Below are 16,459 nucleotides of genomic sequence, written 5' to 3' on the forward strand. Positions count from 1 at the left end.
TGTATAAATTATTTAAAATTCTTTAACATCAAATTATTTCACTTCATCCAATTCCCTTACATCCACAAATTTCCCATAAATTGCAGCAGCAGCAGCCATCGCAGGACTTACCAGATGAGTTCTTGCACCTTTTCCTTGCCGTCCTTCAAAGTTTCTGTTAGAAGTTGAGGCACAATGCTCTCCAGCTGGTATCAAATCAGGATTCATTCCAAGACAAGTGGAACATCCAGCTTCTCTCCATTCAAATCCCGCATCTTTTAATATCTGTGCAATTCCATTTTCTTCAGCAGCCTTTTTTACAACTTGTGAGCCAGGAACTACAACTGCTGTAATATTTGGTGCAACTTTCTTTCCTTTTACAATTTTTGCGACAATTTCCAGATCGCTCAATCTTCCATTTGTACAAGATCCTATAAATACGTGCTTTAAAGGTATGTCAAATGGAGTTTGTCCCGGTTTTAAGCCCATGTATTCGTATGCTTTTTCATCATTGTGATCTCTGATTTCTGGAAATTTTTCAGTAACATTAATTCCCATTTCAGGATTTGTTCCCCAAGTAACTTGTGGCTCAAGGTTTGAAACATCAACTTTTATGTATTTGTCAAACGCATCTACAGAATCTGTGTACAATTCTTTCCATTCAGCCACTTTTTTATCGAATTCTTCGCCTTTTGGAGCAAATCTTCTTCCTCTTACATATTCAAAAGTAGTTTCGTCAGGTGCGATAATTCCTGACTTTCCTCCTCCTTCAATTGCCATATTACAAATTGTCATTCTTTCTTCCATCGAAAGTCCTCTTATTGTATCTCCAAAAAACTCAAATGCATAACCATTTCCAAGCCCAATTCCGTAAGTCTTGATTATATGAAGAATTATATCTTTCGCATAAACACCTTTTTGCAATTTTCCAGTAATTTCAATTCCCATTGTTTTTAGTTTCTTTTGCCAAATTGTCTGTGTAGCCAAAACATGTTCCACTTCACTCGTACCAATTCCAAATGCCAAAGCTCCAAAAGCTCCGTGAGTCGCAGTGTGGCTATCTCCACAAACTACAGTTTTTCCAGGCTGTGTCAACCCTTGCTCAGGCCCCACCATATGCACAATTCCATTATTTTCATCAAACATATCCACAAGTTCAATCCCAAATTCTTTGCAATTAGCTGCCAACGCATCTAACTGTGCCTTTGAAACTTTATCTTTAATATTCATTCTGTCAGCCATAATTGTTGGCGTATTATGATCCATTGTTCCAAATGTCAAGTCAGGTCTTCTAACTTTTCTTCCCGCAAGTCTTAATCCCGAAAACGCCTGTGGCGAAGTAACTTCGTGAATCAAGTGCAAATCAATATACAAAAGTTGTGCTTCTCCAGGCTTTCCCGTAATCACATGTTTTTCCCAAACTTTATCAAACAAAGTTTTTGGTTTTTTCTCTTTATTTTTAATTTCTGACATTTTTTCTCCTCCGATTTTCTCTCCAAATTTTTGTCTCTAAATTCTTAATTAATTTACTTAATTTATGTATTTATCAAATTTTTCAACTACTTTTAAAATATAAAAATACATTATCGAATCTTTTTTGCTAAATAGCTGATACTCCTACTCTGTAATTTCTATTAAATTTCCATCAACATCTTCCACAACGCTTTCGTAATACCCATCTCCCGTTGTTCTTGGCCCACTCAAGCACTTAAATCCATCATTAGTAAGTTTTTTTGTCAAACTGTCTACATTTTTTGCATCTCCTACACTAAATGCAATATGAATAAATCCCATATTCATAATTTTATCCTCTCTATCAGTCAATTCTGGTCTTGACATAATTTCTAATCTCACATCACTGTTAGGAAAGCTCAAAAAATATGTTTGTAATCCCGTTTTAAGATTACGGTACTTATTATTTGCCTTTGCATTAAAATATTTTTCATAAAATTCTCTTGATTTTTCTAAATCCTTTACATAAAGTGCCACATGATTAATTTTCATTTTAATCCTCCTAAATTTTTTTATTCTAAATTTATATTTTTAATCACATAAATATCCAATTTTTGGTCATTCGCAAGTTCAGTCAACATATAGTCAATTGCCTTTTTGTGATTCAAAACTTCAAAAACTTCATGAATACTCTTACCCCCAGGTAGCGTACTATCTAAAATAATCGTAGCAGTTTCATTTAGTGTCAATGTATTTCCTTCAATCGCATTTGAATGATGCGTCATTCTTACTGATAAATCTAAAAAATATTCATAATTTATATCTTTTATATCCATTTTCCCAACTTTCTATTTTCCATCTATCCAATAAAATCAATAACAATCCCAATTATAAAAAACATCTGAAAAGTCCCTATTTTTCAACTTTTCACGATTTATAAAGAAATTCATCACTCCACAATCTCCAATCATTATTTCTTTTCCACTATTGACTTGAAATAACAATGTGTTATATTCATTCATTTCCTCACCTTTTCTTGGCTCAGATTGAGTGAAAAATGGAAATCCATTACATTTTGTTCCAATATTTTCTTCATAAAATTCATATCCATAAATTTCTTCAACTTTTTCAGATAATTTATCTTTTTCATCAAATTTAAAATTTTCTTCTTCCCATACTTTTTCAAATAAAACATCTAAAAAGTCATAATCTAAATTCTCTTTTTGTTTCCCCAAAGAAAATTCCATTTTGCAAGGATGATGTGCTATCAAAAAGTCCCATGCCGGATCATATTTATAAGGATTATACATTTTCTTAAACTCATCTTCCGAACAGTAATCTTCAATTTTCTCATAATAAATTACATCAAAACCATTCCGATTTGTATAGTCATCAAAATCCAATCCCATCAAGTCATCTCCTAAAACCCAAAACTGCAAAATTCCTTCCTGCGGGAAATCTTCAAGCCCCTTCAAATTCTCACAATTTATCTGTGCAAGGAACATAAATTGTTGTCCTTTTGAATTTGTTGGAATTTTTCTCCCTTTTGGAATATACGGAATCCCTTCAATTTTGCTATCCGTTATTTTTATTTTTTTTGAAACATTGACTGAAGCATTTGCAACAATCATTTCTTTTGCTGTTTCATAATACTTTTTTTTAATTTTTTCAAAAATCTCTTTTGCCAACTTCTTTAATTCTTTATCTTCCATATCGTACCTCTTTCAAATTTTAATTAATTCTCTTCAACTCAAAAATCACAATCTCAGGCTGTGCAAAAAACCTAATAAACATTTCAAGAAAGGCTCCTCCTAGCCCTGAGGTAATATAAATTTTATGTCCTCCGTACTCTTTCATTCCATAGCCATATTTCTTTTTATCTTTCACTGCCGACATAATGATTTTTCCAAAAAAAGTAACTTGTCCAGCATGACTGTGTCCCGCTAAAATCATATCAGTTTTTTCCTTTTCATCTTCTGACATCTGTTCAAAATATTCAGGATTGTGAGTCAAAAACAATACAAAATCTTCTTTTTTTGTACCTTCAAGAGCCTTTTTCGCATCAGGCTTTCCGTGCCACAAGTCTGTTACTCCTGAAATATATATATTTTCATTGTTAATTGTTATTTTCCTATTTTCATTTACGAGCAGATTAAATCCAAGTTTTTTCATATTTTCAGCCGTTTCTTTTTCTCCTGGATACTCATGATTCCCATAAATCGCATACACTCCAAGTTCTGGAATCTTTATATCCTTCGCATCCTCATAAAACTTAGGAATATTTTTCTCCCAAGTCGCATAATCTCCCCCCAGCAGTATCATATCCTTTTTCTGTGCATTAATCAGCTCAATCGCCTTTTTTTCTTGAACTCGATTAAACCGTGTCATCGTATCATATTGAAAATCCGCTACAAACAGCACTCTTTTCCCATCAAATTCTTTTGGAATATCTTTCGATTTTATCTCAATCGTCTTAATTTTAATATGCCTATACTCATAATGAGCATCAATTAAAAATATCACAATTAATACTACAAAAACCAACAGAAATTTAATAATCCAACTTTTTGTCTTCATTTTTTCTCCTTCTAAATATATTAAACAATAATCCCAAATAAAAGTATAAATTCATCATTCCCATATATACTCCAAATCCGAAGAATACAAGATATAAAACGAATCCTCCTGCTCCTCCATCCTCTGTTTCAGGAATCAACATAAAAAATCCAAATATGCAAAAAAATACTATTACTTTTATCGCCACTATAACTAATGGTGGAATTAACAAACTTTTTTTACTGACTTTTATTTTTGAAATTAAGTAAGCGAAAGTTAGACAAATTATAATAAAAACAATCTCTATTAGTGAAAATAATCTTTCTAAAATCCACTCATTTTTTATATTCAGATTTATAAAAAATTCATAAATACTATTATAAATACCATCATTAAACCTTATAACCGCCAAAATAATGTCAAAAAATGTTAAAAACAATAAGTAGAATAACCAAAAAAGTACTTTTTTCATTTTTCTGCTCCATTCAATTTTTTATTCTTCTCTCTTATCCCTAAATTTATAACCAAACTAACAAGAAATATTACATCCAAAATAATTATATAAATAAATCCTCCACTTATAACAATAGCAATAAAGTTTCTACTAACCTCATCATTTGTAAGATTCAAAAATACATATCCAATGATAATTAGAAACACTAATATTTTTGTTATTACTACAATTATTGGCAAGCCTAACAAGCTTTTCTTATTAATTCTTATTTTTGATATAAAATATGAACAAATCAAATTTAGTAAAATTATTATAATATAAATCATGATTGAGAACAACAAAGTATCTGGAGCTGACTTGTCTGGTGAGTACGGAAAATTTAAAAATGTTACTATGGATATCAGCAAAAAATTAAAACAAAAAGATAATAAAATATTAAAACATACTAAAAAAATAAAATAACAAATTATAAAAATCTTCTTCTTCATCTCTTTTTCCCTCTTTGACAACTAATTTAAAATTAATTTATTTTCTATTACAGCCTCCATAATTTCTCTTTAATATCTTTCCAAAATCTTTTATCCATTAGGGTTATCATCAAGAACTATCGCACAAATAATGTAAGCCAGCAAGACAATTTCTTTTTCATAATATAAAACTTCTTTTCTTCGTTTGCTTTAAATACGAATATTTACTATTTTTCTTCCTAATTACTCACAAATTCCTTAACTTTCTCAAGAAATTTCTTCCTATCGTCATCTTTCCCTTTTGTTCTAAAACTATAATGAATCCATTTCGTTTTCTTTATTCCAATTCCAACAAAATTAGCCTTTTTCATGGTAATTCCAAATCCTGTAATATTCAGCAAAAATTTTGGTGCTGTAGCAGTTGTAATCATTTTTGCTGTTTTTATGTTAGTTAAAATACCCTTTATTCCAGTTTGTGTACTTTCATAAGCAAATCCTTTAGTCATAACTTTGTCAAAAAATCCTTTTAATATTGCAGGCATTGACATCCACCAAATTGGAAAAATTAATATTAACTCATCTGTATTTTTCAAAATTTCCTGATATTTCAAAACCAAAGGATCAGCACTTTTTCCTTGCGAATACAATTCCAAATCTTTTTCAGTCATCACAGGATTAAATCTATCCTTATTCAAATCTATAATTGTATATTTTTCTTTTGTTTCATCAAGTTTTTCCACTACTTTATCTAAAATTGCCTTGTTAAAACTTCCATTCCATGGATGTGCAAAAACTATTGTTTTCATTTTAAAATTCCTTCTTTCTGTAAATAATTTCTATAAAATCTAAAAATATATTTATTTAGAGTCATCTGAAATTTACAATTTTTTTCTTTTAACCAAAATATTATTTAATTTCTATCTCAACTTCTTTTCAAAGTAAACACCACAATTTCAGGCTTTGCAAAAAATCTGATAAACATTCCTTAACAGGCCCTCCTACTCCAGAAATACAACTCATAATGTGCATAAATTAATGCTAAAATAGGAATTAACAAAAAAAATTCCCATCATTAAAACCAATATTTTTATCTTTTTCATTTCTACATATCCACTTCATTATTTATTTCAAACAATATTTTTTGTCTTTCAATTTCATTTATCAATTCTTCTTCACTAGGAAGATAATTTACATATTTACTTGCAAAAAGATTTTTATTATCATTCAAGACTGAATATTTTATAACAGTACTATCTGTATCTGTACAAAGAAGAAGCCCTATTGTCGAATTATCATTTTCCTGTTTTTTCAAATCATCGTACATTCTGACATACATATCAAGCTGTCCTATATCCTGATGTGTTAATTTTCCTGTTTTTAACTCTACTATAACAAAACATTTCAAAATATAGTTATAAAATACCAAATCTATATAAAAATCTGAATTTTCTGTACGAATATGCTGCTGTCTTTCCACAAACGCAAATCCTTTTCCAAGTTCCATCATAAATTTTTGAATATCGTCTGTTAATGCTTTTTCCAATTGACTTTCAGTATAAGACATATTTGCCGGCAAATCTAAAAACTCCAAAACTACTGGATTTTTTATAAATTCTTCAGTTTGCAAACTTTTTACTTTTTCTTTCATTTCATTTTCAACCGTCTTTTTATCGATACTTGCAACAATACGATTATAGTAAAGTGTTGATATATTTCTATCCAAAGTTCTTACAGACCACATATTTTCTGCTGCTTCCGTCAAATAAAATATTCTAGCTTTCTCATCAGAAACTCTTAAAACTTTCTGAAAATGAGACCATGTCAATTGTGCGAACAGTGTTCGCACTTTTTCATAATCTGAGAAATATACATACAATTTCCGCATTTCCCATAACGTTCTTCTACTAAATCCTTTTCCAAATTCTTCTGTCAACTCTTTTGATAAATTTTTAACAATTTCTTTACCGTATTCAGCTCTTTCTTTTCCTCGTTGTTCTTCTTCTACAATCCTTCTACCAATTTCCCAATATGCTTCCACCATCGCCGAATTTACAGCGGTATATGCTTTTTGTCTAGCATTTTTAAGTATTTTCTTTATTTCATTAATGTAATTATTTGATATTTCCATCAAAATCCCCTCCCTTTTAAAATTACTTATTATAAAGTCTATTTATCCCATTAATATAAGCCTTAATACTAGCCTCAACTACATCCGTACTTTGTCCTCTACCAATAAATCTGTTTCCATTTTTCTCAATTATAACAACAACCTGTGCCTGTGCATCCGTATCTCCTGTAATTGCTTCCAATTTATATTCTTCTAAGACAAAAGTGTCGCTCACTGCTAAGTTTACTGCATTGTAAGCTGCATCAACAGGCCCATCTCCAAGAGCTTCTTTAACCAATTTTTCTCCATCCAAGTCGATTGTAACTGTAGCTTTTGGTTTTTTCCCTTCCTGTCTTGAAATTTCAAAGTGAGTAAGTTTTATTCTTCCTTCGATTTTTGCCGCATCTCCAGCGACTAATGCGATAATATCTTCATCTAAAACATATTTTTTCTTGTCTGCCAATTTTTTAAATTGTGCAAATAATTCTTCCACTCTTTTTTCATCAATATGGTCAAATCCAAGCGATTGTAATTTTTGAATAAAAGCATGTTTTCCAGACAATTTTCCAAGTACCAAGCTATCTGTATTTCTTCCTACAGATTCTGGACTCATAATTTCGTAAGTTTCAGGATTTGCTAAAACTCCGTGCTGATGGATTCCTGATTCGTGTGCAAAGGCATTCGCTCCAACGATTGCTTTATTTGGCTGTGTTGCAACTCCTGTCAAAAGGCTTACTAATTTACTTGTTGGATAAATTTGTTTTGAGTCAATGTTTGTGTAATATTCTTCAAATAAATCTTTTCTCGTTTTCAAAATCATCGCAATTTCTTCAAGTGAAGTATTTCCAGCTCTTTCCCCAAGTCCATTAATTGTACATTCAATCTGAGTTGCTCCAGCTTGAATCGCCGCAACCGAATTTGCAACCGAAAGTCCCAGATCATCATGGCAATGCACCGAAATATCCACATTTTCAATTCCTTTAACATTTTTTCTCAAATAAGTTATAAGTTCAAACATTTCATTTGAAGTTCTATAACCCACAGTATCAGGTACATTAAGTGTAGTCGCCCCAGCCTTTATCGCTGCTTCATACACTTCCACTAAAAATTCCTTTTCAGTTCTAGTCGCATCTTCCGCCGAAAACTCAATATCGTCAATAAGCGATTTCGCATAAGCAACCATTTCCTTTACTCTATCCAAAATCTGCTCTTTCGTCATTTTCAGCTTGTATTCCCTATGAATCGGAGAAGTTGCAATAAACGTATGTATTCTAGGTTTTTTGGCACTTTTCAATGCTTCTGCCGCTACTTCAATATCTTTTTTTACAGCCCGGGACAAACTCGTAACTGTAGACTTTTCCACATTTTCTGCAATCATCTTAACTGCCTCAAAATCCCCTGGTGATGCCACCGCAAATCCAGCCTCAATCACATCCACCCCAAGACTCTCAAGCTGTTTTGCAATTCTCAGCTTTTCCTGTGCATTAAGATTGACACGTGGCGTCTGCTCACCATCTCTTAGCGTTGTATCAAATATTTTAATATGTTTCATAATTTATCCTTTCTTTTCGTCAAATTTACTTTATTAATTAGAGTTTTAAAAAAAACAAATATTAATAAAATTAATCTATTATATAAATAGCTTTATAACTTTTTTTTTAATAAATTTTTTTACTCTTTCACAGCCTCAAATCTCAATCTGATATAATCCGCCAGAATTTGTCCATTTTCGTTTCTTTTCAGTTCTTTTTCAACTTTTTCAGTTATTTCATCAATCAGTTTTTCATGCATTTCTACCGGAACGTTTACAAGAGCAGGTGCAGAAAAAGTTTGTAGCCATCCTTTTATCCCGGTTGGAAGCAAAGTCGGACGGGAAAAACTTATCATTCTTTTTACTTTCAGTCCATATTTTTCAAGTAATTTTGTTTTTTCTTCTGGAGTTGGAAAAAACCAGCATTTTTTAGCTTTCAGGTTATGTTTTTCTACAGTTTCAAAAATAGCATTTTCTATTTTTCCCACATTTCCTTTACAGCCCGTCTCGGCTATAAAACGTCCGCCTTTTTTCAAGGCTCGAGATACTCCTTCCATCACTTTCTCTGGATTAGTCATCCAATGTAACGCCGCATTGGAAAAAATCGCATCAAACTCATTTTCAAATTTCATATTCTGTGCATCTCCCTGTACTGCCTCAACCCCAATTTTTCTTGCTGCCTCAACAAATTTCTGACTTCCATCAAGCCCTAAAACTTTGCACCCATATTCAGTAATTTTCTTAGTCAATACTCCATCTCCACAGCCTAAATCCAAGATATACTCGTCTTTTTGAGGCTTTAACCATTCAATCAGCTCTTCTCCGTAAATTGATACAAAACGTGCATTTTTCTCATATTTTTCCTTTTCCCAATGCTGACTTACTCTCATTTTAATATTTCCCTTCTGTTTTTTTAAAATTACACTTTTAATACTATTCCCCATTTAAATAGTGAATATTTAATAAATTTTGAATTACACATTATTTAACAAGGTTCTCATTCTTACTATAATTTCTGTTTTCTAACGAGATTTGGTATCGAATTATTTTGTTTAATAATAGTTTTTCTATTTTTATTATGTTTTCTTGTTTGAAAAGTTTGTAATAATTTCGTTATTTAAAAAGAGTTTAGTATAAATTCTGAAAATATTACATTTTTTCTCCACGGCTCATCGCTACAACCCCAGTTTTTGCAATTTCCAGTATTCCGTAACTTTTCATCATTTCTACAAATCCACGTAATTTTTTCACATTTCCTGTAAGTTCGATTACAAGCGAGTTCGGTGCCACATCCAGCACTTTTCCACGGTAAATGTCTGCAATCTGTACAACTTGAGCCCTAGTCTGAGCGTCAGATTTTACTTTTATAAGCATAAGCTCACGTCTTATAACACCTTCTGCCGGGAAAATCTTTACTTTTACAACGTCAACTATTTTGTATACTTGCTTTTGAATCTGGTTTAATGCCTTGTCATCTCCATCCACCGTGAGTGTCAATCTCGCATAACCTGGCTTATTTGTGACTCCAGCCGTCATTTTATTTACTGAATAACCTCTTCTATTGAACATAGACATTATTCTTGCCACTATACCGTTCGTATTTTTCGTAATTATTAATATTTCATGTTCCTTAGTCATTTTCTAGCACCCCTTTCTTACCTATCATCTGACTTACAGTTTTTCCTGCAGGTATCATCGGGAATACATTTTCTTCCCTTTCAACGATACAGTCCAGTATCACGCCTTCATCTGATAAAATCAAATCTTTTAATTTATTTTCCAAATCTGCTTTTGTCTGCAATCTTTCAGCTTTTATTCCATATGCATCAGCAATTTTCACAAAATCAGGATTACATTCCAAATCAACAAAAGAATATCTTCTGTCTTTAAATAATTCCTGCCACTGTCTAACCATTCCTAAGAACGAATTGTTTATAATTACTACTTTTACTGGCAAATTATACTGTTTAATCATCATAATTTCTTCAATCGTCATTTGGAAACCGCCATCTCCGACAATTAACACAACTTTTTTATCTCTTGCTCCAAGCTGAGCCCCAATTGCCGCCGGCATTCCAAATCCCATTGTTCCAGCTCCTCCTGATGTTACAATGCTGTTTGCATTTTTGTAAGTCATATATTGCGCAGCCCACATCTGATGTTGTCCAACATCTGTTACTACTATTGCATCGCCATCCAGAATATCGTTAATTGCCTTTAACACTTCCTGCGGAAGCAATTTATCCTTGCCAACGTCCCTATGTGCCAATGGATATTCCTTTTTCCATTCTTTTACTTTATCTGTCCATTCTTTGTGATCCTGCGGCTCTAATTCCTTATTGATTTCAGAAAGTACATTTTTCAGATCTCCAACTATCGGCACATCAGCCTTTTTATTTTTATCAATTTCAGCAGGATCAATGTCTATATGTATTATTTTTGCGTGTTCACAAAATTTGCTCGGATTTCCCGCAATTCTATCGTCAAATCTTATCCCAGCCGCAATTACCAAATCTGCCTCATCTGTGGCATAATTTGCTGGAACAGTTCCATGCATTCCAAGCATTCCAAGCGACAATTCATGATTTTCAGGAAATGACCCAAGTCCCAGAAGAGTCGTAGTTACTGGCATATCCATTTTATTTGCCAGTTCAAAAAGTTCCTTTGAAGCCCCTGACTTTATAACTCCTGCTCCTGCGATAATTAATGGCTTTTTAGCCTTTTTTATCAACGACAAAGCTCTTTTTATCTGTACAGGATGCCCAACATAAGTCGGATCGTATCCTTCCAGCTGCACTTTTTTGTCAAACAGCTTATTAAATTCCTCATAAGATATTTCCTGCTGCTGAATGTCATTCGGAATGTCCACCAATACAGGCCCAGGCCTTCCTGTCGAAGCTATAAAATAAGCCTCTTTTATAATTCTTGGAATATCTTTAATATTCTGCACCAGATAATTTCCTTTTGTTATTGGAACTGTAATCCCTACAATGTCAGTTTCCTGAAAAGCATCCCTACCAAGCAAGCTGCTTCTTACCTGCCCTGTTATTGCCAGCAATGGTATAGAGTCCATGTGTGCAGTCATAATCCCTGTAACCAGATTTGTCGCTCCAGGTCCGGAAGTTGCAAGGCACACTCCCACTTTTCCAGAAACTCTCGCATATCCATCCGCCGCATGCACCGCCCCTTGCTCATGTCTTGCAAAATAATGTTTAATTTTGTCAAAACTGTAAATTTCATCATAAATTGGTATTACCGCTCCACCAGGGTACCCGAACATATCAGTCACACCTGCTCTATGAAGGCACTCCAACAGCATTCTTGCACCATTTATCATTTCGCTACTCATTTTTCAACCACCTTTTCTTTTTAAATTTTATTTTATTTTTTTTATTCTATTTCCTGAGAATTTAATCTTTTAATTACATACCCTTTTTCATTCAATTTTTCAATAATTTTCTTAATATGTTCTTCTCCATTCGTTTCAACAGTAACTTGAAGTTCCACATCGTGAAATCTGTTAAGATTCTTAAACTGATTATGCTCAAGCCTTATAACATTTGCATTCTGTTCAGACAGAATTTGTGAAACTGCAACCAGTTGTCCTGGCTTATCAGGTAAATTCACTGAAAATCTAAATATTCTTCCTCTTACAACAAGCCCTTTATTTATCATCGAAGAAATAGTCAACACATCAATATTTCCTCCACTTAAAATCGACACAATCTTCTTCCCTTTTTCCTTAATCTTTCTAAGTGCCGCAACTGATAAAACTCCTGCATTTTCTGCAACAATTTTATGTTTTTCAACTAACAGAAGAAAAGACTCCATAAGTTCATAATCTGAAATCGTAATTATATCATCCACATAATTTTTTATATAATCAAAATTCAGTTCCCCAATTTTCCTAACTGCCGTTCCATCAGCAATCGTATTTGTTTCAGGCAGTTCCACAACTTCCCCATTTTTTAGAGCCGCAATTGCCGAAGCCGCCCCTTCTGGCTCCACACCAATTATTTTTATCACAGGGTTTTTTAGTTTTGCCGCAAGTGCAATTCCCGAAATAAGTCCTCCGCCTCCAAGTGGTACAAGAATTATATCAGCATCAGGTAATTCTTCTAACACTTCAAGTGCAATTGTTCCCTGCCCTTCCACGACATCGTCATCATTAAACGGATGAATAAACACATACCCTTCCTTCTCCTGCAATTCTCTCGCATAATTATAAGCATCATCATATTCTTCCCCCGCCAAAATAACCTCAGCTCCATATTGACGAGTTGCTTCCACCTTTATAAGTGGTGTGTATTTAGGCATTACAATAACCGCCTTAATTCCTAGTTTCTGAGCCGCAAGAGCCACACCTTGAGCATGATTCCCTGCTGATGAAGCAATAACTCCTTTTCTCTTCTCCTCTTCCGTCAATTTTGCAATCTTGTTATACGCTCCCCTAAGTTTAAACGAACCTGTTCTTTGTAAATTTTCAGGCTTAATATAGACATCATTTCCAGTTTCCTTTGAAAATACCGAACTGTGAATCAATTTAGTCTTAGTAATCACAGTATTTAATCTTTCTCTTGCTTCCATAAAATCATAAAGTTTATGCAATTTCTTCACCTTCTTCAAAATTTTTATTTTTTAATTTTTCATTTAAAAACTCTATTATTATTTTTATAATTTCTGGCTGAAACCAATATTCATCAGAATGCCCCGCTCCTTTTACGACATATCTTGTTGACTCTATCCCTTTCTCAATTAATGCCTTGTGAAGTTTTTCTGTTTGAACTGGAGGGACTAAAGTATCTGCATCTCCGTGCATTAACAGGAATGGCGGAGTTTTGGATGAAATATGTGGTATAGGATTTGTTAATTCTATACTGTTTCTTACGTCATCTAACCAAAATTTTACTGATAAAAATGTTGCTCTATAACCTTCCTCAACATCATCAGGAATTTCAAAATCCGCTTCTTCTCCAAATTCTGTTACGCCATAAATATCAATAACCGCCTTTATATCGCTATTTTCAGATAAATTTTCCCCTTTGTCAAAATCCCTAGTTCCATTTGTCGCACCAGCCATTGCCACCAGATAACCTCCAGCTGATTCGCCCATTATAGCTATTCTTTCCTTATCTATGCCATACTCATCAGCATTTGCCTTCAAAAATCTTACTGCCGCCTTCACATCTTCCACACTTTGTGGAAACACTCCATCAGGAATAGTTCGATATTCTATACTTGTAACCACATAACCCGCCTTTGCAATTTCCAATCTTTGCTGCAAATAGTTTTCCTTGTAGCTATGTGCAAATGAACCACCTGGAACAAATAGCACTGCTGGATATTTCTCAGCCTTATATGGTTTCAAAATATCCATTTCTAATTTAATTTTTTTTCTAAAATAGCTGACTGGCTGTGAATAAGTGATATTCACTATCGACTTTATTTTTTCCTGTGTCAGCTCAATATTTAAAACTTTACTTTCTCCACCATTTCTCATTTCAATCTTCTCCTTTGTTATACACCTCATTTTTCCTAAAATTAAACTGCTTTACTAAAATCCATTCAAGTATATTAACTTTTATATTAGATTTTTGTCTCCTTTTGATATTATATTAATACTAAACCCCAGTTAAATAACGAATTTATTACAATTTTTTTTAATAAAGGATAAAACCTAATATTTTCAAATAATTAAAACATAATTTTTACTTTTTAAATAGAGTCTACTATAAACTAATCCGTCGGAGCATTTTTCTGTGCTGGCAAAACTGTTTGAGCATAGCGAGTTTTTTGTCAGTGCAGAAAAATGTCGTAGACTAGCCATAGGTTATTGCGTAGCAATCTTGCCATAATTTTAATTATCAGGATAAACCTTTACTGCAAGATAAGGTTTTGCGACAATGAGCAATCCTACAGAAATAAATAAAGAAAAACATAGTAATATGAAAAAATATTTATTAATCAAAATGTCCAAATTTTTCTCTTTTTTTTTCAAAAAGTTTATATTTATTCCTATTTCTTCAAATACACAATCCTTGATTTTTTTTATGTTCATAATTAATCCAATATCTCGATAGCCCCTCTATCTGCAGAAGATACGTGCATCGCATATTTTCTCAAGTATCCTTTTACTTCCAGCTTAAATGGCTCTAATTTAGCTTTTCTAGCTTCAATTTCTTCATCCGAAATTTTAATATTTATTGTTCTGTTTGGAATATCAATTTCTACAATATCTCCATCTTGAACTATCGCAATATTTCCACCCGAAGCTGCTTCTGGCGAAACGTGTCCAATCGAAGCACCTCTTGTCGCTCCAGAAAATCTTCCGTCAGTAATTAAAGCAACATCCTTATCAAGTCCCATTCCAGCAATCATCGCTGTAGGCGATAGCATTTCTCTCATTCCAGGTCCACCTTTTGGTCCTTCATATCTGATAACCACAACATCTCCTGCTACAATCTTTCCACCTGTAATCGCTTCGACAGCTTCTTCTTCACTGTTAAATACTTTCGCTGGTCCTGTATGCTGTAGCATTTCTGGATCTACCGCTCCTTCTTTAACAACACAGCCATCTGGTGCCAAGTTTCCTTTCAACACTGCTATTCCACCAGTTTTATATGCTGGCTTGTCCCAAGGCTTGATTACTGTATCATCGTTAATATATGCTTCTTTTGCCAATTCTCCTTGTGTTTGAAGTGCTACTGTCTTCACATCCCCATGCAATCTTCCGTTTTCAAACATTCTTTTCATAACTCCAGTAACTCCGCCAGCTCTGTATAAATCTTCGATAAAATGCTCTCCAGACGGCGACAATTTACAAATTTGACGAGTTTTTTGCGCAATTTCATTAAAGTCATCCAAAGTCAGGTCAATTCCAGCTTCATGAGCAATCGCAGGTAAATGTAGAGCTGTATTAGAAGATCCTCCAAGTGCCATATCCACTGCAACCGCATTTTCAAACGCTTCTCTTGTCAAAATATCGCTTGGTCTTAAATCTTTTTTTAAAACTTCCATAATTTGCATTCCTGCTTTTTTAGCAAGTCTTGCTCTTTCTGAAAATACCGCTGGAACAGTTCCGTTTCCAGGAAGTCCCATTCCAAGTGCTTCTGTCAAGCAATTCATCGTATTTGCCGTATACATTCCAGAACATGATCCACAAGTAGGACAAGCCATTTCTTCAACTGAATTTAATTCTCTTTTAGTAATTTGCCCAGTATTGTAAGCTCCAACCGCTTCAAACACATTACTAAGTCCAATTTTCTTACCTTTATAAACTCCCGCAAGCATTGCTCCTCCACTTACAAATATTGAAGGAATATTTAATCTTGCCGCTACGATCAACATTCCAGGCACCACTTTATCACAGCTTGGCATAAATACAATCGCATCAAACGGTGTCGCCATGGCAACCGCTTCAACCGAATCTGCAATTATATTTCTTGTAACCAGCGAATATTTCATCCCGATATGATTCATCGCAAGTCCATCACAAATCCCAATAGTATTAAATTCCATCGGAACTCCTCCGGCCATTCTAATTCCATCTTTCACCGATTGCACCAAGTTTTTCAAATGAACGTGTCCTGGTATAATTTCATTAAATGAGTTTGCAATCCCAATTATTGGTTTTTCCATTTCATCACTCGTAAACCCCAGTCCTTTTAATAATGATCTATGCGGTGCTCTTGCCGCCCCTTCTGTTAAATTGTTACTTCTTTCTTTTCCTTTCATTGCCATTGATTTCACTCTCCTAATTTTTTTGTTTCTTAACAATACAGTGAATCTCAAATTTTCAAGATTTCCTGCATACTGTATAAATAAATATTCAAACTGGCCTTAAAATCACTTTATCCAATTGTTTTAAAGCAATTTGATTAAATACTGAAATTTAAATTTACATGCTCAATTTT

Annotated in this window: 15 protein-coding genes and 1 pseudogene; all 16 read right to left on the reverse strand. The window is 33.3% G+C overall.

Annotated elements, in window-relative coordinates; all coding sequences use genetic code 11:
• Window positions 1-33: 33 nt before the first annotated feature.
• The 16 genes and pseudogenes from leuC to ilvD all read right to left on the reverse strand — a co-directional run bounded on the left by leuC (window position 34) and on the right by ilvD (window position 16,286).
• Window positions 34-1,452, reverse strand: coding sequence for a 3-isopropylmalate dehydratase large subunit (leuC, locus tag HW275_RS02655; RefSeq protein WP_178934910.1), 1,419 nt, complete (start codon window positions 1,450-1,452; stop codon window positions 34-36).
• Window positions 1,453-1,596: 144 nt separating this feature from the next.
• Window positions 1,597-1,983: a VOC family protein gene (locus HW275_RS02660; RefSeq protein WP_178934912.1), complete on the reverse strand. Its 387-nt coding sequence runs from the start codon at window positions 1,981-1,983 to the stop codon at window positions 1,597-1,599.
• A 23-nt stretch (window positions 1,984-2,006) separates the two neighbouring features.
• Window positions 2,007-2,267, reverse strand: a pseudogene (locus HW275_RS02665) (Fic family protein); the annotation flags it as partial.
• Window positions 2,268-2,303: 36 nt separating this feature from the next.
• Window positions 2,304-3,143 carry a YwqG family protein gene (locus HW275_RS02670; RefSeq protein ID WP_178934914.1) on the reverse strand — a complete coding sequence of 280 codons (840 nt, stop codon included), beginning with the start codon at window positions 3,141-3,143 and terminating at the stop codon, window positions 2,304-2,306.
• Between the two features lie 19 nt (window positions 3,144-3,162).
• Window positions 3,163-4,008 carry a metallophosphoesterase gene (locus tag HW275_RS02675; RefSeq protein ID WP_178934916.1) on the reverse strand — a complete coding sequence of 282 codons (846 nt, stop codon included), beginning with the start codon at window positions 4,006-4,008 and terminating at the stop codon, window positions 3,163-3,165.
• Entirely contained in the window at window positions 3,983-4,459 is a 477-nt protein-coding gene (locus HW275_RS02680; protein ID WP_178934918.1) for a hypothetical protein, read from the reverse strand. The genes HW275_RS02675 and HW275_RS02680 overlap by 26 nt, the downstream gene beginning before the upstream one ends.
• On the reverse strand, window positions 4,456-4,680 hold the full coding sequence (locus HW275_RS02685) for a hypothetical protein (RefSeq protein WP_178934920.1): 225 nt from the start codon (window positions 4,678-4,680) through the stop codon (window positions 4,456-4,458). Before HW275_RS02685 ends, HW275_RS02680 begins: the two co-directional genes overlap by 4 nt.
• Before the next feature lie 467 nt (window positions 4,681-5,147).
• Window positions 5,148-5,714, reverse strand: coding sequence for an NAD(P)H-dependent oxidoreductase (locus tag HW275_RS02690; RefSeq protein WP_178934922.1), 567 nt, complete (start codon window positions 5,712-5,714; stop codon window positions 5,148-5,150).
• A gap of 296 nt (window positions 5,715-6,010) precedes the next feature.
• The gene (locus tag HW275_RS02695; RefSeq protein WP_178934924.1) at window positions 6,011-7,036 is read right to left on the reverse strand and encodes a YhcG family protein; all 1,026 of its coding nucleotides are present in this window, start codon (window positions 7,034-7,036) and stop codon (window positions 6,011-6,013) included.
• A 22-nt stretch (window positions 7,037-7,058) separates the two neighbouring features.
• The gene (locus HW275_RS02700) at window positions 7,059-8,567 is read right to left on the reverse strand and encodes a 2-isopropylmalate synthase (RefSeq protein ID WP_178934926.1); all 1,509 of its coding nucleotides are present in this window, start codon (window positions 8,565-8,567) and stop codon (window positions 7,059-7,061) included.
• Between the two features lie 119 nt (window positions 8,568-8,686).
• A complete protein-coding gene (locus tag HW275_RS02705) occupies window positions 8,687-9,436 on the reverse strand; it encodes a class I SAM-dependent methyltransferase (RefSeq protein ID WP_178934928.1) in 750 nt (249 codons plus the stop codon).
• Between the two features lie 259 nt (window positions 9,437-9,695).
• Entirely contained in the window at window positions 9,696-10,184 is a 489-nt protein-coding gene (ilvN, locus tag HW275_RS02710) for an acetolactate synthase small subunit (protein WP_178934930.1), read from the reverse strand.
• Entirely contained in the window at window positions 10,177-11,895 is a 1,719-nt protein-coding gene (gene ilvB / locus HW275_RS02715; RefSeq protein ID WP_178934932.1) for a biosynthetic-type acetolactate synthase large subunit, read from the reverse strand. The genes ilvN and ilvB overlap by 8 nt, the downstream gene beginning before the upstream one ends.
• Before the next feature lie 41 nt (window positions 11,896-11,936).
• The gene (gene ilvA, locus HW275_RS02720; RefSeq protein WP_178934934.1) at window positions 11,937-13,154 is read right to left on the reverse strand and encodes a threonine ammonia-lyase; all 1,218 of its coding nucleotides are present in this window, start codon (window positions 13,152-13,154) and stop codon (window positions 11,937-11,939) included.
• Window positions 13,147-14,046, reverse strand: coding sequence for an alpha/beta hydrolase (locus HW275_RS02725; protein WP_178934936.1), 900 nt, complete (start codon window positions 14,044-14,046; stop codon window positions 13,147-13,149). Before HW275_RS02725 ends, ilvA begins: the two co-directional genes overlap by 8 nt.
• Window positions 14,047-14,606: 560 nt before the next feature.
• The gene (ilvD, locus tag HW275_RS02730) at window positions 14,607-16,286 is read right to left on the reverse strand and encodes a dihydroxy-acid dehydratase (RefSeq protein ID WP_178934938.1); all 1,680 of its coding nucleotides are present in this window, start codon (window positions 16,284-16,286) and stop codon (window positions 14,607-14,609) included.
• Window positions 16,287-16,459: the final 173 nt, after the last annotated feature.

The sequence above is a fragment of the Leptotrichia sp. oral taxon 223 genome (assembly GCF_013394795.1).
In the GTDB taxonomy this organism is placed as follows: Bacteria; Fusobacteriota; Fusobacteriia; order Fusobacteriales; family Leptotrichiaceae; genus Leptotrichia.

Excerpts from the sequence above, each read along its gene's own strand:
- HW275_RS02660 (WP_178934912.1), bottom strand. The coding sequence starts at position 1,983 with ATGAAAATTAATCATGTGGCACTTTATGTAAAGGATTTAGAAAAATCA.
- HW275_RS02700 (WP_178934926.1), bottom strand. The coding sequence starts at position 8,567 with ATGAAACATATTAAAATATTTGATACAACGCTAAGAGATGGTGAGCAG.
- leuC (WP_178934910.1), bottom strand. The coding sequence starts at position 1,452 with ATGTCAGAAATTAAAAATAAAGAGAAAAAACCAAAAACTTTGTTTGAT.
- HW275_RS02675 (WP_178934916.1), bottom strand. The coding sequence starts at position 4,008 with ATGAAGACAAAAAGTTGGATTATTAAATTTCTGTTGGTTTTTGTAGTA.
- HW275_RS02690 (WP_178934922.1), bottom strand. The coding sequence starts at position 5,714 with ATGAAAACAATAGTTTTTGCACATCCATGGAATGGAAGTTTTAACAAG.
- HW275_RS02670 (WP_178934914.1), bottom strand. The coding sequence starts at position 3,143 with ATGGAAGATAAAGAATTAAAGAAGTTGGCAAAAGAGATTTTTGAAAAA.
- HW275_RS02680 (WP_178934918.1), bottom strand. The coding sequence starts at position 4,459 with ATGAAAAAAGTACTTTTTTGGTTATTCTACTTATTGTTTTTAACATTT.
- ilvB (WP_178934932.1), bottom strand. The coding sequence starts at position 11,895 with ATGAGTAGCGAAATGATAAATGGTGCAAGAATGCTGTTGGAGTGCCTT.
- HW275_RS02695 (WP_178934924.1), bottom strand. The coding sequence starts at position 7,036 with ATGGAAATATCAAATAATTACATTAATGAAATAAAGAAAATACTTAAA.
- ilvD (WP_178934938.1), bottom strand. The coding sequence starts at position 16,286 with ATGGCAATGAAAGGAAAAGAAAGAAGTAACAATTTAACAGAAGGGGCG.
- HW275_RS02725 (WP_178934936.1), bottom strand. The coding sequence starts at position 14,046 with ATGAGAAATGGTGGAGAAAGTAAAGTTTTAAATATTGAGCTGACACAG.
- HW275_RS02705 (WP_178934928.1), bottom strand. The coding sequence starts at position 9,436 with ATGAGAGTAAGTCAGCATTGGGAAAAGGAAAAATATGAGAAAAATGCA.
- ilvN (WP_178934930.1), bottom strand. The coding sequence starts at position 10,184 with ATGACTAAGGAACATGAAATATTAATAATTACGAAAAATACGAACGGT.